General features: G+C 67.4%; 17 protein-coding genes and 4 pseudogenes. 11 read left to right on the forward strand and 10 right to left on the reverse strand.

The features are described 5' to 3' along the window. Window positions 1-459: 459 nt before the first annotated feature. From LNW71_RS34280 to LNW71_RS34295, 4 genes are all read right to left on the reverse strand, one after another. The gene (locus tag LNW71_RS34280) at window positions 460-1,671 is read right to left on the reverse strand and encodes an epoxide hydrolase family protein (protein WP_250972250.1); all 1,212 of its coding nucleotides are present in this window, start codon (window positions 1,669-1,671) and stop codon (window positions 460-462) included. Window positions 1,672-1,831: 160 nt separating this feature from the next. Next, complete coding sequence (locus LNW71_RS34285; RefSeq protein ID WP_250971739.1) at window positions 1,832-2,623, reverse strand: SDR family oxidoreductase; 792 nt, start codon at window positions 2,621-2,623, stop codon at window positions 1,832-1,834. Then, entirely contained in the window at window positions 2,620-3,207 is a 588-nt protein-coding gene (locus LNW71_RS34290; RefSeq protein WP_250971740.1) for an SgcJ/EcaC family oxidoreductase, read from the reverse strand. Before LNW71_RS34290 ends, LNW71_RS34285 begins: the two co-directional genes overlap by 4 nt. Before the next feature lie 160 nt (window positions 3,208-3,367). Beyond that, window positions 3,368-3,817, reverse strand: coding sequence for an SgcJ/EcaC family oxidoreductase (locus LNW71_RS34295; RefSeq protein ID WP_250971741.1), 450 nt, complete (start codon window positions 3,815-3,817; stop codon window positions 3,368-3,370). Between the two features lie 90 nt (window positions 3,818-3,907). On the opposite strand from LNW71_RS34295, the gene LNW71_RS34300 reads away from it, so the two are divergent. Further along, window positions 3,908-4,984, forward strand: a complete 1,077-nt coding sequence (locus LNW71_RS34300; RefSeq protein ID WP_250971742.1) for a MarR family transcriptional regulator — start codon at window positions 3,908-3,910, stop codon at window positions 4,982-4,984. On the opposite strand, the gene LNW71_RS34305 is transcribed toward LNW71_RS34300, so the two are convergent. Both LNW71_RS34305 and LNW71_RS34310 read right to left on the reverse strand, forming a co-directional pair. Further along, window positions 4,950-5,654, reverse strand: coding sequence for a class I SAM-dependent methyltransferase (locus tag LNW71_RS34305; protein ID WP_250972251.1), 705 nt, complete (start codon window positions 5,652-5,654; stop codon window positions 4,950-4,952). The two genes, LNW71_RS34300 and LNW71_RS34305, sit on opposite strands and share 35 nt — an antisense overlap. A 1,405-nt stretch (window positions 5,655-7,059) precedes the next feature. Continuing rightward, entirely contained in the window at window positions 7,060-7,716 is a 657-nt protein-coding gene (locus LNW71_RS34310; RefSeq protein WP_250971743.1) for a DUF998 domain-containing protein, read from the reverse strand. Window positions 7,717-8,106: 390 nt separating this feature from the next. On the opposite strand from LNW71_RS34310, the pseudogene LNW71_RS34315 reads away from it, so the two are divergent. The 6 genes and pseudogenes from LNW71_RS34315 to LNW71_RS34335 all read left to right on the forward strand — a co-directional run. Next, window positions 8,107-9,141 (forward strand): annotated as a pseudogene (locus LNW71_RS34315) (RCC1 domain-containing protein); the annotation flags it as partial. 2 nt (window positions 9,142-9,143) lie between these two features. Beyond that, window positions 9,144-9,215 (forward strand): annotated as a pseudogene (locus LNW71_RS37140) (hypothetical protein); the annotation flags it as partial. Between the two features lie 144 nt (window positions 9,216-9,359). Further along, complete coding sequence (locus LNW71_RS36285) at window positions 9,360-9,551, forward strand: Ig-like domain-containing protein (RefSeq protein ID WP_250971745.1); 192 nt, start codon at window positions 9,360-9,362, stop codon at window positions 9,549-9,551. Beyond that, a complete protein-coding gene (locus tag LNW71_RS34325; RefSeq protein ID WP_250971746.1) occupies window positions 9,548-9,865 on the forward strand; it encodes a hypothetical protein in 318 nt (105 codons plus the stop codon). Before LNW71_RS36285 ends, LNW71_RS34325 begins: the two co-directional genes overlap by 4 nt. 118 nt (window positions 9,866-9,983) lie before the next feature. Then, a pseudogene (locus LNW71_RS34330) lies at window positions 9,984-10,250 on the forward strand (IS630 family transposase); the annotation flags it as partial. Between the two features lie 1,484 nt (window positions 10,251-11,734). Beyond that, on the forward strand, window positions 11,735-12,430 hold the full coding sequence (locus tag LNW71_RS34335) for a restriction endonuclease (protein ID WP_250971747.1): 696 nt from the start codon (window positions 11,735-11,737) through the stop codon (window positions 12,428-12,430). A gap of 247 nt (window positions 12,431-12,677) precedes the next feature. Here the strand turns inward: LNW71_RS34335 and tnpA are convergent. Then, window positions 12,678-13,061 (reverse strand): annotated as a pseudogene (tnpA, locus tag LNW71_RS34340) (IS200/IS605 family transposase); the annotation flags it as partial. A gap of 25 nt (window positions 13,062-13,086) precedes the next feature. Between tnpA and LNW71_RS34345 the strand changes: the two are divergent. Next, on the forward strand, window positions 13,087-14,580 hold the full coding sequence (locus LNW71_RS34345; protein WP_374119495.1) for an RNA-guided endonuclease TnpB family protein: 1,494 nt from the start codon (window positions 13,087-13,089) through the stop codon (window positions 14,578-14,580). Here LNW71_RS34345 and LNW71_RS34350 read toward each other — a convergent pair. After that, window positions 14,564-15,109: a GNAT family N-acetyltransferase gene (locus LNW71_RS34350; RefSeq protein WP_250971748.1), complete on the reverse strand. Its 546-nt coding sequence runs from the start codon at window positions 15,107-15,109 to the stop codon at window positions 14,564-14,566. The two genes, LNW71_RS34345 and LNW71_RS34350, sit on opposite strands and share 17 nt — an antisense overlap. A 244-nt stretch (window positions 15,110-15,353) precedes the next feature. Then, window positions 15,354-15,701, reverse strand: coding sequence for a hypothetical protein (locus LNW71_RS34355; protein WP_250971749.1), 348 nt, complete (start codon window positions 15,699-15,701; stop codon window positions 15,354-15,356). A gap of 262 nt (window positions 15,702-15,963) precedes the next feature. Between LNW71_RS34355 and LNW71_RS34360 the strand changes: the two genes are divergently transcribed. The 3 genes from LNW71_RS34360 (at window position 15,964) to LNW71_RS34375 (ending at window position 18,108) form a co-directional block, all read left to right on the forward strand. After that, complete coding sequence (locus tag LNW71_RS34360) at window positions 15,964-16,275, forward strand: AAA family ATPase (protein ID WP_250971750.1); 312 nt, start codon at window positions 15,964-15,966, stop codon at window positions 16,273-16,275. Beyond that, window positions 16,275-16,463 carry a hypothetical protein gene (locus LNW71_RS34365; protein WP_250971751.1) on the forward strand — a complete coding sequence of 63 codons (189 nt, stop codon included), beginning with the start codon at window positions 16,275-16,277 and terminating at the stop codon, window positions 16,461-16,463. Before LNW71_RS34360 ends, LNW71_RS34365 begins: the two co-directional genes overlap by 1 nt. Before the next feature lie 727 nt (window positions 16,464-17,190). Beyond that, entirely contained in the window at window positions 17,191-18,108 is a 918-nt protein-coding gene (locus LNW71_RS34375; protein WP_250971752.1) for a hypothetical protein, read from the forward strand. Window positions 18,109-18,231: 123 nt separating this feature from the next. On the opposite strand, the gene LNW71_RS34380 is transcribed toward LNW71_RS34375, so the two are convergent. Then, the gene (locus tag LNW71_RS34380; protein ID WP_250971753.1) at window positions 18,232-18,753 is read right to left on the reverse strand and encodes a hypothetical protein; all 522 of its coding nucleotides are present in this window, start codon (window positions 18,751-18,753) and stop codon (window positions 18,232-18,234) included. Between the last annotated feature and the right edge of the window lie 68 nt (window positions 18,754-18,821).

Genomic DNA, 18,821 nt, shown 5'->3' on the forward strand with positions numbered 1-18,821 from the left:
ACCACCCCAGCGGCACAGACCGAGGCAGCGCCTTCCCGGTCAGTACGGCTGTATGCGATGGCCTGCGTCACACGGTGCGACTCCACACATGATCCGTCGCAGGCATTCACAAGGTGGCCATGTGCGCTGCGGCGCCGGATCAGCGTCGCCCCTGTCGCCCCTGTGCAGCGGCGTGTGCCCGCCAGCATCGAGAGAGTGCGTCGTCAGATGCCCTTCGGGCCGAGGATGCCGCAGCCTCCAGGAGTACAACACTGTCCTGGTCGCTGTGGCCCAGTCCGGCGGTCTCCGCGTACCCTGCTCGCGGACCAGCTGAAGAAGCGGAGTCGGAGGTCGGCACCGACGGGAAGTGTGCGCGCCGGCGCTCCAGGAATCCGAACCGCGGCAACAAACTGAAGCAGGTTCCCTTCCTTGGTAACGAGAGGTGCCCTGGTGCCTGACGACGACTCTGGATTCCCGTAGCTACCCGTGGCCGCGCCGTCGGAGGTCACGCAAGGTTCGGAAGAACGCCCTCACGTCGCCTACCAGCAGGTCGGGCTGCTCCATGGCCGCGAAGTGGCCGCCCCGGTCGTAACTCGTCCATTGCACGATGTTGTTCGTCCGCTCCGCGATGTGCCGGAGAGGGATGAAGTTGTCCTCCGGGAAGTCCGCCAGCGCGGTGGGCGTCGTCGAGGGCTCGGGATACGGCGCCGAGTAGTCGGCATGCGCGCGCTCGTAGTAGATGCGGCCGGACGATCCGGCCGTTCCGGTCAGCCAGTACAGCATCACGTTGGTGAGCATCTGGTCGCGGTCGACGGCATCTTCCGGAAGGTCTTGCGAGTCGGTCCACTCTTTGAACTTCTCGACGATCCAAGCCAGTTGGCCCACAGGTGAGTCGGTGAGGCCGTAGGCCAGGGTCTGTGGCCGGGTGGACTGGATGTCGGCGTAGCCCTGGCGGTCACGGCTCCAATTCCGCATGCGTTCCCAGGAGGCGAGGGTGCGCCGACGCTCGGCAGGGTCCAATGCGTTCAGTTCGTCCGCACTGGGCTCCTGTGTCGCGCCTGAGCTCGGCAGCAGGTTCAGGTGTACACCGATGACCTGGTTGGGCCGGATGCGGCCGAGTTCGCGGGAGATGCCCGCCCCCCAGTCGCCACCCTGCACTCCGTACCGCTCGTAACCGAGGCGCTCCATCAGCACGGCCAACGCGGCGGCGACCCGCTTGAACTCCCAGCCTCTGTCCGTTGTGGGCCCTGACAGTCCGAACCCCGGAATGCTCGGCAGCACCAGGTGGAATGCGTCGGCAGGGTCACCGCCGTGGGCTCGCGGGTCGGTGAGCGGGCCGGCGATCTCGGTGAACTCCACGATCGAACCCGGCCAGCCGTGCGTCATGATCAACGGCGTCGCATCCGGCTCCGGCGAACGGATATGGGCGAAGTGAACATTCGCCCCGTCGATCGTGGTGGTGAACTGCGGCCACTGGTTCAACCGGGCTTCCGCCGCACGCCAGTCGTACTCGTGCCGCCAGTACCTCACGAGCTCCTTGAGGTAGTCCCGCGGAATGCCGTAGGTCCAACCCGCTCCGGGTAGTTCGTCCGGCCAGCGAGTGCGGTCGAGGCGCTCATGGAGATCCTCCAGCTCGGCCTGGTGGATGTCGATACGGAATGGGTTGATGCTCTCGTCAGGCAACGTCGTCACGCCCACAACCCTGAAGTGTCCCCGGCAACTCGGCAAGCCAATTCTCCCTGGCGAACTGGCTGTTCCGGGGAGTGTGAAGTGGCCGCGGACAGAGGGCTCGGCGCTTCGGGGCCGGGTCGCCGGTGGCAGGGGCCGTTACTCGGGTGCTTCTTGGGGTTTGTCATGTTGGTTCCCCGTTCGGCACGCAGGCTTGAGGGCTGGAGGTGCGTCCGCCGCCGAGCAGGGCCAGGAGCGTTCTGCGTGGCAGGGCGCGCGTTGCCGCGGTGAAGAGCGCGTTCTTCTTTCCGCAGATGACGGTGGGCCGCCGGCGGCGGCGAAGGGCGGCCAAGGCCACCGTCACGACCTGTTCGGGGGTTTGCACCAGGCCGGCGGGGGCGCCTTCGCCGGTGTGCGGCTGGGACCTCGTGGCGGTCATGCCGGGGCAGAGCCCCATCACGTACACACCCCGCTTCTTCTGCTCGAACCACAGCGACTCCGAGAGTGAGGTCACGAACGCCTTGGTCGCGCTGTAAACGCTCAGGTTCGGCATGGGGGCGAAGGCCAGGGTCGAGGACACGTTCACCAGCGAATCACCCGCCCGCGCCCCGGAGAGGAAGGCGTGGGTCAGGGTGGTCAGTGCGTCGCAGTTCAGTCGCATCACGGAGGTTGCGGCCTCCAGCGGGACGTCGGCGAAGGGGCCGGGGGCAGCTGTGCCTGCGTTGTTGACCAGCAGGTCGAAGCGGTTCACCGCCAGCTCGTGCACGACGCGCCGCAGACCCGCCTCCGCGGCCAGGTCCGCAGTGAGTGCGTGGTGGCCGGGGCCAAGTTCGTCCAGGAGTGCGTTCAGACGTACCTCGTTGCGGGCCACTACGGTGACTGTGTAGCCGGCTGCGGCGAGCCGGCGGGCGAAGGCCCGCCCGATGCCCTCGCTTCCGCCGGTCACCAAAGCCCTGGGCAGCGCGGGGCCGTTCATTGCTCGGCCTGCGGCTTGGTGTCGGGGGAGAAGATGAACGAGATTCGCTCCATCACGGACTGGCGCTGGGTGTTGTGGAAGGCGGCGATACGCCACTGCCCGTCGGTCTCACGTACGAGGGTGTACGTCTGGACCTTGGACAAGTCGTCCGGCTTGTCCCCGGTGTAGGTGTCGCCTCGGCTGGTGACCACAGCGGTTTCTGGGGAGAGGAAGCGGATGCCGAGGTAGGAGTCGGCCAGCTTGCTGCCCTCGAGGAAACCGTCGAACAGGGCCTGGTGGGCAACCGTGATGTCCTTCCTGCCCTCGTAGTGGGTGCCGACGAAGGTGGTGTAGGTGGCGTTCTCCGTGAAGTGACGACCGTAGGCGTCGGCGTCGTTCCGGTCCCAGGCGGCGGTCAGGGAAGCCAGCGCCCCGCAGATCGAGGCGTGGTCCTTCTCCGCTGCCGTCTGCGTCTGCGTGGCGGCGGCGGCCGGTGGGATGTCGGTGCAGGGGGCCCCGGTGCGATGGACATCGGAAGTGGCGTCGAGCCATAGGTACCCGCCACCGCCTATCAGAGCGAGGGTCAGTGCCGAGATGCCCAGCACGCGCTTGAGGCGGCGCCGGCGGGGCCGGGGGAGGGGCGGCTGCGCGGAGGGCAAGTCGGCTGTGGTCGTAGGCGCGGGTCTTTGGTCGGTCGTCATGGGGTCGCTCAGGCTTTCCGCGGTCGGCGCCGCTTCTTCAGGTGGGGTGGGTCGAGGTGCTGTGTCATCGCTGGGCGGCGGGTACCAGGCCGGGGGCCGTCTTGAAGGAGATCGCCTCCAGCAGCGGCTTGCGTTTGGTGTTGTGGAAGGCGGCGACACGCCATTGCCCGTCCGCCTCGCGTACCACGGTGTAGGTCTGGATCTTGGAGAGGCGCTTCGGCCGGCGGCCCTTGTAGGTGTCGCCTCGGCTGGTGACCACGGCCGTGTCCGGCCCGTAGAAGCGGACCTCCAGAACCTCGTCGGCGAGCCGGCTCCCCTTGAGGTACTTCGCGAACAGCGTGCGGTGGCTCTCCACGATGTCGGCGCGGCCCCGGTAGTAGGTGCCGACGAAGGTGATGTACGTGGCATCCGCGGTGAACCGCGCGCCGTACGCCTCCGCGTCATGACGCCCCCAGGCGTCGATCAGCGAGGCGATCACCGCCCTGACCGCGGTCGCATCCGGCTGTGTGGTCATCACGCCTCCAGGTGACTACAATGAAGCAGTATCTGCTTGAAAGCATTATCTGCATGCGTGCAGATAAAACGTTAAGGGGTATCGCGACCAATGGCAAGCCCGGAGCCCGCCGAACCGCACGTGATCTTCCGGCAGTACATCGACGCGGTGGGGCTGCACGCACTGGCCGGCGCGGAAGCCGCAGGGCTGCAGACCACCGAGTGGTACGCGCTGAGCGTGATCACCCTCGCGGGCCGCATCACCTCAGGTGACCTGTCAGCCCGCACCGGCCTGACCACCGGCGCCACCACGCGCCTGATCGACCGGCTCGAACGCGCCGGATATGTCCGCCGCACCACCGACCCGGCCGACCGGCGACGCGTCATGGTCGAAGCAACAGCCGGTGCCTTCCCGGACATCGAGGAGGTGCTCGCCCCCGCTCGCCGGCGCATCGCCGAGGTCCTTGACCACTACACCCCCGAGCAGCGCGCACTCCTCTTCGACTACTTCTCCCGATCGGCCCCCGCCTACCGGGCGGCCACCGAGGAGATCCGCGCCGCTGCGGACCGGCACCGCCGCCCCGGCAGGAAGACCGGCACACCGCCCCCGCCACCCGGTAGCCCTGACGCCGGGCTCCGAGACCGCCGGCAGGCCCTTCGCCGCAGACCGGCAGGCCGGTGGCGTCGCCCGGGATCCCGACCGGCAAGCAGAGCGCCTCGCGGGGTGTGGCCACGATCGGGATGGGCCCGACCTCCCATCCCGGGAATGTATGCGGGCCGGGACGGTCATCTCGTAGACGGATGGCCCCCGGCCGTCTACGCTGCCGGACTTCCGTCGGAGGCACCCCATGGGCCGCAGTGCTCATCGCTGGGGGAGCCGGGTTCGTCGGCTCGTACCTCGTCGAGCGCATCCTGCAAGGCGACGGCATCGCCCAGGCGGCCGACCTCGACGCACTCAACTGCGCAGGACCACGCCAGGACTATGCGGGGCCTCAAATGCGATACCTGCAAGCAGCGCACCGCCGTTGAGCGGTGCACCGATGACTTGAAGCGGTGGCGAGGTATCACCAGTCGCTGCGAGAGGATCGCAACCGTCTGTCCGGCCGGACTCCACATGGCAGGCGGCGTCCTCTGGTCAGCCCATTGGCGTACGGCTACTCAGCTTGTGCCACTGGCCGTTCGGCGATGACGAGCAGGTGTCCGGCCATGCCGTGAACGGATGGATCGCCTGCAGTCGCGTAGGCGACATCGAGTAGTCGCTGATAGGCGTCAGGGTCTCGTTCGGCCAGAGCGGCGACTTCGGGTTGGGCCCAGGCCAGGATCCCTTGGGATGCGAGCACACGCCGCACACGAAAGCCGTGCTCGTCGAAGAGCGGTGTCACTTCGTCGGGACGGATGAGGTACCCGCCGGTGAAGCGTCCACGCCGGGGGTCGTCGTAGCGACCTTCGTTCAGGATGCGGTCGACCGTACCTGTCGTGAAGGCCGCAGTCCCCTGCTCCAGGACGGTGGAGACCAGTCGCATGTACGGCGGCATCACGCTCGCGATCAGCAGACCACCGGGTCTCAAGACTCGATGAGCTTCTCGTAAAGCCCGGCGACGGTCGGCGCTGGTGGGCAGATGGTAGAAGGGCCCCAGGCAGAGTAGGGCGTCGAACGCATCATCCGCGAAAGCGCTCAGGTCACGCGCGTCGGCCTCTGTAACTGCCTCCACATTCGCAGCATGCTGCTGGCGAGCCCGCGCAATGCGATCACGGGCGAGACCCAGCAGGGCCGGCGACAGATCGGTGAGTGTCACCCGGTAACCGCGCTCCGCGAGCCATAGGGTCCATGTGCCGGGGCCCCCGCCGTTGTCGAGAATCCTCGCGGGGCAGGAGGCAAGTGCTCCTCAAGCGCCCGCGCATGCAACTCCTGCTCGATGGCGCCGTCTGCCGGCCGGCTCAGCCTCTCGGCCTCACGCTTCGCTGACTGCTCGTAGTAGTCGCGCACGGCGGCTACCGAGTCGGGTTCCGACGCTCCTGTCATGGCTCTCATGATCGGTACCTGACGGTGCGGCTGTCACGGCTTTCGACCAGCTTTCATGCCGTGTACATCATGCTCTCGCAGATCCAGACGAAGCTGCCTGGGTGTTGCGGGTCGGGGCGTTGTTGACGGTTGACCGCGAGGCGGGAGATACCGATGACCTTGAAGGCCGGTCCTGCTGTTCAGCCTCGCCGGGGCAGGATGGTGTCGAGCAGGCCGGGGCGGCCGTGTCGAGCTCCTCTTCTTGGTCGAGCTCGTCTTCTTGGAGGACGTTGAGGGCGGCGGTGCTCTCGCGGTGAGTGGCAATCACTCCAGCATCCCGGAGTGTCTTGAAGTGGTGGGACAGGGTGCGTTCGAACATTAGATGCGGAACGGCGCGTCGACCCCCGCAACCTCACCCCTGCCCGAAACACGCCCCACCACGACCGGCCCCTGACACACTGGGACCGGCCTCGCCGCCCCCGTCAGCGAGGCTAACCACGGGAGGCACGATGCAGTGCGGAAACTGCGGCGCAGCAGCAAGCCAGGGCTCCGACGGCTCCTGGATCTGCGCCAACCAATGCGGCTGGTTCTCCACCACCCCCGCCTTCACCATCCCGGAGATCACCACCACGCGGTGCCGAGGTTGCGAAGCCGAAGTCCACGGACTCGACGGACGCTATGCGTGCGGACTCTGTTCCTGGTCGAACCACTGGGACGAAGGACACCGTCCCCTCCCCACCGCCGACACTGACCCGGACGTCAGGGCCGCCAGAACCATGCACTGAAGCGTAGAGAAGATCTTTTCCGGCCCCGGTGCAACTCCCGGAGTCGTCCATGCTGAGCCAGCGAGCAGCGAATAAGGGCGAGTCCGTCACCGTTGGGCCTTGGCCCGTGTTTTTCATGGTCCATGCCGCACGAACTCGAACCGGCAACCCAGGATCCGGTCGGCAGCTCGCCGGCGATCCGTGCCTGGCTTCAATTCGCCTCGCCAACACCCAGGCAGGCCCGCAACACCTGCCAGGTCCGCCCGCACCCGGACGGCCTGGCCGCCACGTATCCGGCAGCCGGAGGAGTGACCGTCACAGGCGCCGGGAGCGTGGGCGTGGCAGGAGCCCGAGCTCGGAGCTCCGACGGACCTCGACGAACTCCAGCGGAGGCTGACCAGGCTGGAGCAGCAACAGGTCGAGCTCACCTCCGAGCCGGGGGAGTCCCGGTCGGACCTCGCTGCCGCGTGAGCGGCGAACGGGATCCGACCGTGGCCCTCAACCAGCGAGTCCGGGGCGCTCTTTCGGCAGTGCCTCTTGCGTGCGACCTGCCCGATGGCTGAGGCCACGAATGCCGACAGCCATCGCCCACAACAGGAGAGGGAAAGCGGCGACGCGTTCCATGCCTCCCATCCCCAGTGCGAGGTAGTGGTGGGAAAGGAAGAGCCCGAAAGCCGTAATCGCTGTGACTCCCAGCAGGCTGGAGCCCCACCGCAAGGGCGCCGGAACGTGTTCGGCCAGACCGGACCCCGCCAGGACGAGACCGATGTTGCCCGCTGCCATGATGAGGAGGGCGCCCAAGACATGCTGGTCCTCGTTGACGTCCGCAGGAGCCAGCCCCGCCAACACGAATCCCACGCCGGCACCGGCGAGCAGCAGACGGGCCACGGCAGCGGCCCGTCCCCTGCGCCACAGGACACCTCCGGTCAGGGCGGCGCCAACAATGAGCAGTACTCCCAGGGCAACGAACGACACGTTCATCAGGTCGTGGCTGGGAGAACAGATGTACCGCGGTTCAGGATCGGACTGGAGAGCGCACTGAGCGTTACCCAAGTCGCTGATGTTGTTCCGCGCCCAGCTATATGGTCTCGCCCAAGCCGACTCGGCGAGCGCCTGGACGACGAAGAACTGCACCACGCCCACGATCCATGCCAAGTACCCGAGCCTGACTCTCACTTGTCCCACCCTCCGTCACGCGAATCCCGTGCGGACAGCCGATCATGCGGCGCCGGACTCAGGCACTCCGACGAGCCCCTGAACAGGGTGGGGCAGACCCTAGCTAGTGCTGTGACCGCATAGGTCCACCGGGTTGGAAGGTGTGTCCGTGCACTAATAAGACTGATCAGCAGTCGAGAGCGGTTCGGTACGATAAGTCGCTTCGGCTGCGCATCAGATGGCGCATGGCCTGCGTCATTTCGAGGGGGGACTCGCTGTGTCACCTGCTGTCGTCCATCAAGGACGTGTACGACGGGCGTTGTGAAAGACACTCTTCTTCCGAGATCACGACGACCGCGAGACCGGGCACGCGCGCGCATTGCGACCTTGGTGCTCGCGCTCAGCCTGTCCGCTCTGACCGCGCCTCTGGCCGCAGCACAAACGGCTGGGGGCAGTGAGGTCCTGGCGTGGGGCCGTAACACCTTTGGGCAGTTGGGCAACGGGACTACCGCTCCCAGTACCACGCCGGGCAGTACGGTGCCCATCCCGGCCTCGCTGCCGCAAGGCACCCGCGTCACGGCGGTGTCCGGGGGCTACGGCCATTCCGTGGCCCTGACCTCAACGGGCAAGGTCCTGGCGTGGGGACAGAACACCGAGGGGCAGTTGGGCGACGGGACGTTCGCCAACAGCACTGTGCCGGTCGAGGTGCACCTGCCCGCAGGCGTCACGGTCACGGCGATCGACAGCGGCGACGACTTCGTCCTGGCTCTGACCTCCACGGGAAACGTCCTGACCTGGGGTTACAACGAGTGGGGTCAATTGGGCAACGGCACCACCGGCATCGACAGCGATGTGCCGGTCGAGGTCGACCTGCCCCAGGGCACCACGGCCACGGCGATCAGTGCCGGAGCCGGTCACGCCCTCGCGGTGACGTCCACCGGCGATGTCCTGGCCTGGGGGGACAACGACTTGGGCCAGCTCGGCGACAACACCAGCACCGCCCACAACGTCCCGATCGAGACGCAAATCCCCGCCGCCAGCGGCACCGTCACCCGGATCGCCGCAGGCGACGATCACAGCCTGGCGCTCACCTCCACCGGAGAGGTCCTGGCCTGGGGATACAACGCCGAGGGGCAGTTGGGCGACGGCACTACCACCACCCGCAGGCTGCCGGTCGAGACACACATCCCCTCCGACGTCACAGTCACCTCGCTCGCTGCCGGGAGCGGCTTCCAGAGTTTCGCGCTGACCTCCACGGGCGGCGTTCTGGCCTGGGGAGACAACACCTACGGTCAGTTGGGCGACGGCACCAACACACGCAGGACCCAACCGGTCGAGGTTCTGCTCCCCGAAGGCACAGTCGTGACCGCGCTCGACAGTGGCGATGACCACGCCGTGGCTCTGACCTCTACGGGCGGGCTTCTGGCCTGGGGTATAACCGCTACGGCCAGCTCGGCGACGACACCACCACCAACAGCAATGTCCCGGTCGAGGTCCACTTGGCCCAGGGCACCACTGCTGTCGCCGTGGGCACCGGGAGCTACCACAGCCTGGCCGTGGCCGAGGGGCCGTCGAGCACCACGACCCTGACCGCCGCACCGACCACGACCCGCCCCGGTGAGCCGGTCACCCTTACCGCAAAGGTGACCTGCACCGCCGGCACGCCTGGTGGCGAGGTGACCTTCACCAACGGCAACGGTGCAGAGATCGGCACCGCCCCGGTCAACGACGGCACAGCCACCCTCACCGTCAGCGACCTCTCCGAGGGCACGCACACCATCACCGCCCACTACGGCGGCGAAGACCGCTGCCCCGCTCCATCTCCGAGCCGGTGACCGTCACTGTCGAAGCCAACGATGACGGCGGCGACGGCAACGGGAACGGAAACGGCGACAACGGCGACGGCAACGGGAATGGGAACGGCGACAACGGCGACGGCAACGGAAACGGGAACGGCGACAGCGGGAACGGCAACGGAAACGTCGAGGGCAACGGGGGCGATGTCAACAACAACGGAGGAACCAACGACAACACCGTCACCGGGTCCGGACAGAACTGCTCCGTGACGAACTCGGGCACGTCGCTGCTGACACTGGCTTCGCCGACCATCGTCAACTGCGTCAACGCGCCCAAAAACACTTCCGGCTGAGCCAGCTCTACCTTGCCGCGCTGTCCTGCATGGGGCAACGCGGCAAGGCATATGGTTCAGGCGGATCGTCACGGCAGGATGACGACTCCGTGCACCTGTAGCCACACGGCAGAAGCCCCACCGGGTCGAACTGTGCTTCGCCCCGACCTACGCCTCCTGGGCCAATCCCATCGAAGCCCACTTTGGACCGCTGCGGCAGTTCACCATCGCCAACTCGAACCACCCCAACCACCCGGTGCAGACCCGGGCCCTGCATGCCTACCTGCGCTGGCGCAACGCCAACACCCGCCACCGTGATGTCCTGGCCGCCGAACGCCGCGAGCGCGCCCGCATCCGCAGTGAGAAGGGCATCCGCTGGGGCGGCAGACCAGCCCTCGCCGCCTGATCAGACAGCCGGATCTGAACTCTTCTCCGCGAGGCTGATTCCTACCCGCCGTCTCAGAGCGCGCCGCAACTCCCGAACCTGGTCTTCCGTGCGCGCAGCACCTCGCACCGCCTGCTGCAACGTGCGCTCCGACTCTTCGAGGGACCTCTGAAGTCTGGCAGCTTCCTCTCGGACGACAGCGCTCCAATCCCTGACGGGACCGCTGGACCTGACGAAGTCGGCCAGCGCACTCCGCTCCCCGTAAACCGATACCTGAAGAACCACGAGAGCATCCGGCACCTGCATGGCGACATCCTGACACGCGACAGAACGACAGCCCTGCCCATCGCTCAATCAGGCAACCCGGCGAACCTATGCGTTCACAGCACTAGTGCGGTCGGCGAGGTGTTTGCGGAGCGAGTCCCATCACGTACAGCGCCGCAGGTGTTGCGCACGATCTGGTCGCGTACTCCGGCGCGGATCGACGCAGAGCTGTCCCCACTCGCCGGGCGTCACACGGTTGCCCCAGAGAACACGGCAGGCAGCCATGGCTTCCTGCTCTGCGTTCTTGGCGAGAGCTCAGCGCCCTCCGCGTCGGTCGACCAGCCAGGTGGCAGCGTTCACGGGCTGCGCCCATTTCCGCGAAGGTACGGCGGGCACGGCGGCCGGCTTTCGTGGCCCGGGAATCGCTGTCGGCCACGGGGTGGCGGACGGGCCGGGAGCTGTTCGTCCTCAATCGCCGGACCGGCTGGTGGAAGGAGTCGGTCTCGTCCCGCTCCGGGCCGCGCTGGTTGTCGCCGTCGTCCTCCGCGTTGCTGTCGAGGCCGTCAGCCGGGGGAGGGGATGGTGCGAGTCATGTGCTGGGCATCAAGTCTTCCGAGCCAGGCTCTGGACAGTCCCGGGGCCGTGAATCCCTGGGCTTCTCGCATTCACGTCCCAGCCGCACTCACCTGCCGTATCCCTCAGTGGTCCCGGACAGCGGCCCTCGAACGCCCCGGGGGGTTGCCCTGCGCGTACCAGCCCCACGGACGCGCACCTACCCGTTTCAAGCCGCGTGACTGAAAGTGATATTCCGATGACGTTTTGTCAGTGGCGACTGCTTTGATGGAGTGGTTGCGCAAGGGGGCGCGGCCGGTGGGGGAGGGGACGTTCGTCATGCCATGGGTGAGAACGTACGTGCGCAGGGACGGAACGAAGGTGCGGGGCTATTCCCGGTGGGCAGCGGGCGGGCGCCGGGAGATGGCGATCCTGGTCACGGTGGGGCTGGCGGTCGTCGTATTGGGTAACCCCTCGAGTTCGGCTGACGGAACGGGCACCTCGCCGCGTCCGGCCGCCAGCGCGGCGTACCCGGTGAAGTTCCCTGAGTTGCGTAAGGGGCAGCCCCGGCAGGGGCCCAAGCCCTCGGTCTCGTACCCGATCAGATTCCCGGAGGCACGGAAGACACCATCCCGGCCACGGCCCGGGCCGACGGTGACGTACCCGATCCCGTGGGACCGGAGCGCACGATGAAAGCGCGCCGCCCTGCCCGGCGACGCCGCCCGGCTCGCTCACGCAAGCGCAAGCAGGCGTACACCGGTGGCGAGATGCTCGTGGGCATCGCCGTCCTCGTGTGGTTGCTCTCCCGGCTGGCGGACTGGCTTGCCGCGCATCCCTGGGTCCTCCCCCTCACCCTGCTGACGGCGGTGGCCGGCGCGATCCTCTGGTTCCTTCCCCGCGTGCGGCAGGGGCTCCAGCGGCAGACCCACGCCCCAGCGCTGCGGTATCCGCTGGACCGCCTGGACGGTCTGCACCACCGCGAGTTCGAGCACGCGATACGCGACCTCATGCGGCGTGACGGCTGCCGGAATGCCGTCCAGGTCGGCGGCACCGGCGACAACGGAGCCGATGTCAAAGCCACCGACCCCTTCGGCCGTCGCTGGGTCATCCAGTGCAAACACCGCCGCGCCGGCCTCGCGGGAGCCGCCGTCGGAACACCCGACCTGCATGTTCTCAACGGCACCGGACGCCCCGTCCACAAGGGCGACGTCATCGTGCTGGTCACCAACGGCCGCTTCACGAAACCCGCCGCCGACTTCGCTCGATCCCAGCACCTGCACCTCGTCGACCGCCACACCCTGGCCGCATGGGCCGGCGGCTCACGACCCCTGTGGGAGCTCCTGCGAGCGGTGCCACCTCCCCGTAGACCGTCGCCGCTGTCGTGAACACCGGCACGAGACAGCGCCCCTGCCGGATAGCGCCCATCCACCACTTCTCCGGAGGGACTCGTGATCGCCAAGTCGCGCCCGCCACCACTCCAGCAACGCGACTGTCGCCGCACTCATGACGCTTGGCAAGGGCGACGGCTACCGGAGATGAATCGCAGTGCACCGGGCTTTGGCCCGGTGGTGAAGCGATTCTGAGAAGTGCTCTGACCCGCAGGTCAAAGCGGACGATTCTGCTGCTCGATGTACGGACGGTCGACAGCGGAGCGCCGCCTATCGACCCGGCGAAGTGCGAGCCGGACCACAGGCGCTGCGCCTGCCAGTAGTGCTGGACCAGTTCCGGGTATTCCTGGCGGAGCCTGCGCGAGGACACGCCCTTGAGGGAGTTGACCAGCTTGGACAGGGGGGCCTTGGGTGGGAAGTTCACGAGCAGGTGGACATGGTTGTTCTCGCCGTTGAACTCGACCAGCTCGCATTCGAAGTCGGCGCACACCGCCCGCATGATCTCCTCCATCCGTTTCAGGTGGGCGTCGTTGAAGACTCGATGCCGGTACTTCGTCACGAAAACCAAGTGCGCGTGAAGGGCGAAAGCACAGTGCCTACCAGTGCGGATATTCTGCATATCAGTCATAAACCAAGTGCAGTACGATCACGATATGCAGCTCCGGTACAACTTCCGCATCAGCCCGACGCCGGGTCAGCGCATCGCGCCGGCCCAGGCGTTCGGCTGTGTGCGGGTGGTGTACAACGACGCCCTGCGGATCCGCGAGGACGCCCGCAGGGCGGGGCTGCCGTTCGTGTCCTCGGCCCTGCTGTCGAAGATGCTCACCGCGTCGAAGAAGACCGAGGCCCGCGCCTGGCTCGGCGAGGTGTCATCGGTGATCCTCCAGCAGTCGCTCCGCGACCTGGACACCGCGTACAGGAACTTCTTCGACGGCCTCAAGGGCAAGCGGCCCCGCATGGGAGCACCGCGCTTCAAGTCCAAGCGCGACAACCGGCAGACGATCCGCCTCACCGCCAACGCCCGGTGGAGGATCACGCCAGGCGGAAAGCTGTCCCTTCCCAAGATCGGCGACGTCCCGGTGAAGTGGTCGCGCACGCTGCCCTCGGCGCCCTCCACGGTGACCGTGACTAAGGACGCGGCAGGCCGGTACTTCGCCTCGTTCGTCGTGGAGAGCGACCCGGCCGCGGACCTGGACCGGTTCGAGGACACCGGCCAGGCCGTGGGCCTGGACCTCGGCCTCACCCACTTCGCCGTGCTCTGCGACGGACGGAAGGTCAGCGCGCCGAAGTTCTTCCGCCGCGCCGAGCGCAAGCTGAGGAAGGCGCAGCGGAGCCTGAGCCGGAAGGCGAAGGGCTCGGCAAACCGCAAGAAGGCCGTGATCAAGGTCGCGCGGGCTCATGCCCGTACCGCCGACGCGCGCAGGGACTTCCACCACAAGCTGTCCACGACGCTGATCCGCGAGAACCAAGCGGTGTACGTCGAGGACCTCGCGGTGAAAGGCCTCGCACGCACCCGCCTGGCCAAGTCGGTGCATGACGCCGGATGGGCGGCGTTCGTGAGCGTGCTGGAGTACAAGGCCGCCCGGTACGGACGGACCTTCGCGAAGGTGGACCGGTTCTTCCCGTCCTCGCAGCTCTGCTCCGCCTGCGGGGTGAAGGACGGACCCAAGCCGTTGGCCGTCCGTGAGTGGATCTGCGGGAACTGCGGGACCGTCCACGACCGCGACATCAACGCCGCACTCAATATCAGGACCGAAGGACGCAAGGTCGCCGCCGGACAGGCGGAGACCGTAAACGGCCGTGGAGCGCAGGTAAGCCCGGTACCCGTACCGGCATCGCGCGACGAAGCAGCAACCCACCCGAAGCAGCCCACCGCCCCGCGTGGTGGGAGCAGACGGGAATCCCCGGCCTTTAGGCCGGGGAGGAAGTCAATGGCCCGACAGCAACGAGCCCACCGTCCGTTTGATCAACGGGCTCCCCGCTGGCCCCCTGAGACTGCCCATAGCTGGGCGTCCAAGAGGGCGGCAACCGGTTACGCCAGTGCACGGCTCCGGAGTACTCGATTCGTTTACCGCGCCGGGGCCCGACCACCGCGCGATGCGCCGGGGACGCGCGTGATCGAGCACGATCTCATGCGGCCGGCGTGACCGAAGTCCACACGCCGAACCACTGCTCGGCGCCGTAGTCCTCGTACCGCTCCACCTCGGTGAACCCCAGCTTCTCCGCGAGGCGCATCGAGCGCTCGTTTGCCGTCTGGGTGCGCAGCACGACCGCCTCGCCGGGAAGTGCCTCAGCGAACCAGCCGAGCGCCGCTGCGCACGCCTCAGCGGCGTACCCGTATCCCCAGACCTGCGGCAGGATCAGGTAGCCGAGCTCGGTCTTCCCGATGTCCGGACGGACGTGTCCCGGACGCTCTTCGTGCGGATCGAGCATGATTGTGCCGATCATCGCCCCGTCGAGATCGATCACGAAAAAGCCGGGGCGTCGCCCGGGCCACTCGGGCACCGCGCGTTCGAGTTCGGCGCGTGTCGGGGAACCGCCGAGGTAAGTACCCACCTCGGGAGCCGCGTTGAGCTCAATGACCGCCGCACGGTCCTGGGCTTCCGACTCGCGGAGTACGAGCCGCTCGGTCTTGATCGGGGCAGGTGGCCAGGCGAGGGCTCTGGGGTCAGGCATGCCACCCAACCTATCCAGCAGATTCAGCAGCGATCAAGGCGCGTGCTTGAGCACTTCGACCAGCGTCCCCTGCCGCCCCCCCCGCTCCCCCCGCCGTCGTGGCGGGCTGCCGCGCGTGATGCCACCCCGCCGTCCCGAGAGTAGGCGAGGCCGCTTACCGGCGGCGGCGGGTCAGCGAGCTCTCGACACCGCCGGCGTGACTGGCCGCGGGGAAGGAGCCGCCCGATGGCCAGCGAGCGGTACGTCAGCTGGGTTCAGCGGCGCCGGCGTCGAGGGTTTTGCGCATCAGTTCGTCGATGGCTCCGTGCCGTTCGGCCATGGAGTCGAACAGGTCTGCGAGCAGCCACAGCACGAAGCTGTGCACCAGGGCTTCCTCCGGAGGGATCTGTCCGAACTGGTCGCGCCACGCCACAGTGTCCATACCCATCGCCGCGGCCATGAGGACACCCGTGACCATCGGCACCTGAGCCGGATCGGCCATCTCGAAGGCAGGGAGCCTACGGATCACAGCGGGGATCAGATCACTGAGCGGGTCAATACGATCCTTCCCACCACTCTGCTCAACCATCAGGAATCCGGTCAGCACGCCCACCAGGAAGACCGTGCCCCGGGACACCTCCTCACGCCCGCAGGCATCCATCGCAGCCTGGACCCGCTGCTGAGCCTGCCGGCGTTCCTCGGGGTGGTCCGCTTCTCCAGGACCCGATACGAGTCCCACGCTGCCCGGATCGCCTCATCCGCGACTACACCATCATTCGTCATGAGCCGACCCTACTGAGCCGGGCCGAGGGTGCCTGCCCGGTTCTGGCCTGGACAGCGGTCGGGGGTGCGAGGGTGTCGTTATGTTGATCGTGATGGCGGGGTTGCCCGGTGCGGGGAAGAGTTCGGTTGCCGAGGCGTTGGCGCGAAGGCTGGCTGCCCCGGTCGTCTCTGTCGACCCGATCGAGGCGGCGATGTGGCGTGCGGGGGTGGCGCGTAACCAGCCCACCGGCCTGGCCGCGTATGTCGTGGCCGAAGCCGTGGCCGGCGGTGTTCTCGCCCTTGGCCAGACGGTGATCGCCGACGCTGCCAACGCCGTGGAAGCGGCGAGGGAGCAGTGGCGGTCGCTGGCGGTCGTCATGGCGTCCCGGTGGCGTTCATCGAGGTGGTGTGTTCGGATCCGGTAGTGCACCGTCAGCGGCTGGAAGGCCGCTCCCGCGGGATCGAGGGCTTCCTGGAACCGACGTGGGACTCGGTGGAACGGCTGCGGGAGGAGTTCGCCCCGTGGACCGATCACCGCTTGGTGCTGGACGCGATGATCGACGTGTCGTCCAACGTGGCGGCGGCTCTGAATTTCCTGGCGGGGGCTTCCTGAGCTCGGCGGACTCACGACGGGAGCGTGGGTCCATCATGTGGCAGTGGCCTGCTCCTCGCGCTCGATCAAGACGCGAGCATCCGTCGGGCGCCTTCGCGGACGATCTCGTCGATCAGGGAACCGGACTCGGCGGTGCCGCCGGCATTCACTACGCTGAACACGGGCGTGGCTTACCGGCCCGCGCGCCAACTCGGTGACCATCACAGGATCATTCGGGAGGGTACGCCCTTCGCGTCCCGCCCGGAGCTGATCCACAGGTTTTGGGCATTGCTCGATGAGATCTGCGTCCACCCGCATACGAGAGGCTGATCAGGCTGCCGCGGTCGTGCTCGACTACTACTTGTCCCTGTGCGCGCCCTGATCGAAGTATCCGGCCGCAGCGGCGACGACGCGAAGCGCTGCTCCCCACCGCGTCGGCTGAAACAGCCCCCGACGTACCGCTCTGCCGCACCCGGCACCGGGCGGCGGAGCGATGGTGTGCACCGCGACATCCTGAGTGGACGCCGCCCACCCCGGTGCGGCGGTGAGCGCTTTTCAACCTGCGGTAGAGCGCGCGGGTCGTTGCCTGTTGTGCACGACTGCTACTTGGGCAGTATTGAGCTGGCTGCCAACGCCTCGATGCCGATGAGGCAGCCCTGCCAGTCGAAGTCCAGGTTGATCATGCCGTCGACAGATCGCTCTGAGAGAGCAGTCGATCGTGCGTGGTCGCGGTCGGTACTCTGCGCCCATGGATCAGGGACAGCAGTCGATCTACGCCAGGGAGCTCTTCACGTCCTTGCGTGACCACGTGGGCCACGATCCCTACGCTGCTGTGGTGGTTCCCTGGCTCAGTCGGGCCGAAGTCGGCTATCGAGGCAGACTGGCGGACGCCGCCGAACGGTTGTGCGGCGAGACCTTCGACGGGCCCGCCACCGTGCGCGCAGACCTGAGCTGGGAACTGTACGCGCTGAGCCGGGTCAGCGACGTGTTGCTGCTGCCCTTTCAGCCGCCCGCCGCAACGGCGGACGAGGCGCCTTGGGCTCGGAGGCTTCACCCGCTCGATCAATGGCCGGGCTTGGATATGACGCAGTACCTGCAGATTTTCACCCACCTGGGGCTGGCGCCCTTCGACGAGACGGGCACGTTCGACCCCTTTCTCCACGAGGTCGTGGAGGTCGAACAGGCTGAAGACCCCGACGAACCCGCCCGCGTCACCGGACTCGTCTGGCCCGGGCTGTGGCTGGGAAGGTTGCTCTTCAGTCGTGCAGGTGTGCGGATTCGAGCCGGGATCCACCATGCCGAACGCGGCGTGGCCGACCGGTCCCCGCTCTACTGGACCTTCGTGCGCCGTCACCGGCCCACGGTCGACTTGTCGCACGGGTGGGGCCACAACTCGCAGTGGCGCACGGAATTTCGCCTGGACTACCGCACAGAGACTGGCGAACTCCTCAACGCCGACGGGTGCGAGGACATCGACGCGAACGAGGACGTCGATTCCCCCAGCGCGCTGCTGACTCCTGAAGAGCGGCGTCACCTCGTTCGAAACCGATGTCTGTTGCGGACGCCGGTGAACGCGGCTGCGTTGGCGGCTACTTCCTCTTGGGAGATGGAACTCTTCCCGTTCGACTGGCGGCTGCCGGCCTCGGAGGCGAGACATTCCGCCTGATCGCCGGGTCCTGGCCTGCGTTGTGCTCCTCGCCGACGGCGTAGTGGAAGGCGGCATGGGTGACGTAGCCGTGGCGGGAGCTGGATGCTCACCGCGAGTTGCTGCCCCAGTCACCGATCCAGATCAGGGAAAGTACAGGCCGGACTTCTCCAGTACATGACTCGTGAACATGCCGCCCCAGACGACCCCGCCCCGGTACATCGTGGTCCGGACAGTGTCGTCCGGGGCGGTTTCGACAGTAAGGGGACGGCTGATCAGCTTCGTGTCGAGGATCCGGGCGTCCTGCGCGGCCCATTTGGCCGCCTCAGGTCGGACGCGCGCACTTGCCAGGGCCGGAAGTACCAGCGCCGCGTTGCGGGCACCGGGTATGCCGCCGCGCAGGCTCTTGGCGAAGCGCATCGCCCACGCTGTGAAGTCCGCCAGAGCTGCCGCGTCGATCTCGGGGACGGCGGTCGCGAAGACGAACAACTCTGCCTTCGTTCCGAACCAGCGGACCTTGCGGTCGGCGCGGCACCCGGCTATTACACTGCGGTCGTTCCAGCGCGGCGAGGTCACCGTGCAGCCATCGGCCGTCAGCCGGTCGTGGAGCGCTGTGAGGTAGGTACCCGCCGCGTCGGCGGTCGGAACGCTCGCATCCGGGTTCATGCATGAATTCTTCAACACCCTTGCTGAATAAGGGAAGAGGAGTGCAGGGTGCCGTGCTCCCCGGGCCG

It is taken from the genome of Streptomyces sp. RKAG290, from assembly GCF_023701695.1.
Taxonomy (GTDB): domain Bacteria; phylum Actinomycetota; class Actinomycetes; order Streptomycetales; family Streptomycetaceae; genus Streptomyces.

Bases quoted from the DNA above. Each gene is read 5' to 3' on its own strand.
- LNW71_RS34285 (WP_250971739.1), bottom strand. From the start codon at position 2,623: ATGAACGGCCCCGCGCTGCCCAGGGCTTTGGTGACCGGCGGAAGCGAG.
- LNW71_RS34295 (WP_250971741.1), bottom strand. From the start codon at position 3,817: ATGACCACACAGCCGGATGCGACCGCGGTCAGGGCGGTGATCGCCTCG.
- LNW71_RS34350 (WP_250971748.1), bottom strand. From the start codon at position 15,109: ATGCCTGACCCCAGAGCCCTCGCCTGGCCACCTGCCCCGATCAAGACC.
- LNW71_RS34345 (WP_374119495.1), top strand. From the start codon at position 13,087: ATGCAGCTCCGGTACAACTTCCGCATCAGCCCGACGCCGGGTCAGCGC.
- LNW71_RS34380 (WP_250971753.1), bottom strand. From the start codon at position 18,753: ATGAACCCGGATGCGAGCGTTCCGACCGCCGACGCGGCGGGTACCTAC.
- LNW71_RS34375 (WP_250971752.1), top strand. From the start codon at position 17,191: ATGGATCAGGGACAGCAGTCGATCTACGCCAGGGAGCTCTTCACGTCC.
- LNW71_RS34360 (WP_250971750.1), top strand. From the start codon at position 15,964: ATGGCGGGGTTGCCCGGTGCGGGGAAGAGTTCGGTTGCCGAGGCGTTG.
- LNW71_RS34335 (WP_250971747.1), top strand. From the start codon at position 11,735: ATGAAAGCGCGCCGCCCTGCCCGGCGACGCCGCCCGGCTCGCTCACGC.
- LNW71_RS34300 (WP_250971742.1), top strand. From the start codon at position 3,908: ATGGCAAGCCCGGAGCCCGCCGAACCGCACGTGATCTTCCGGCAGTAC.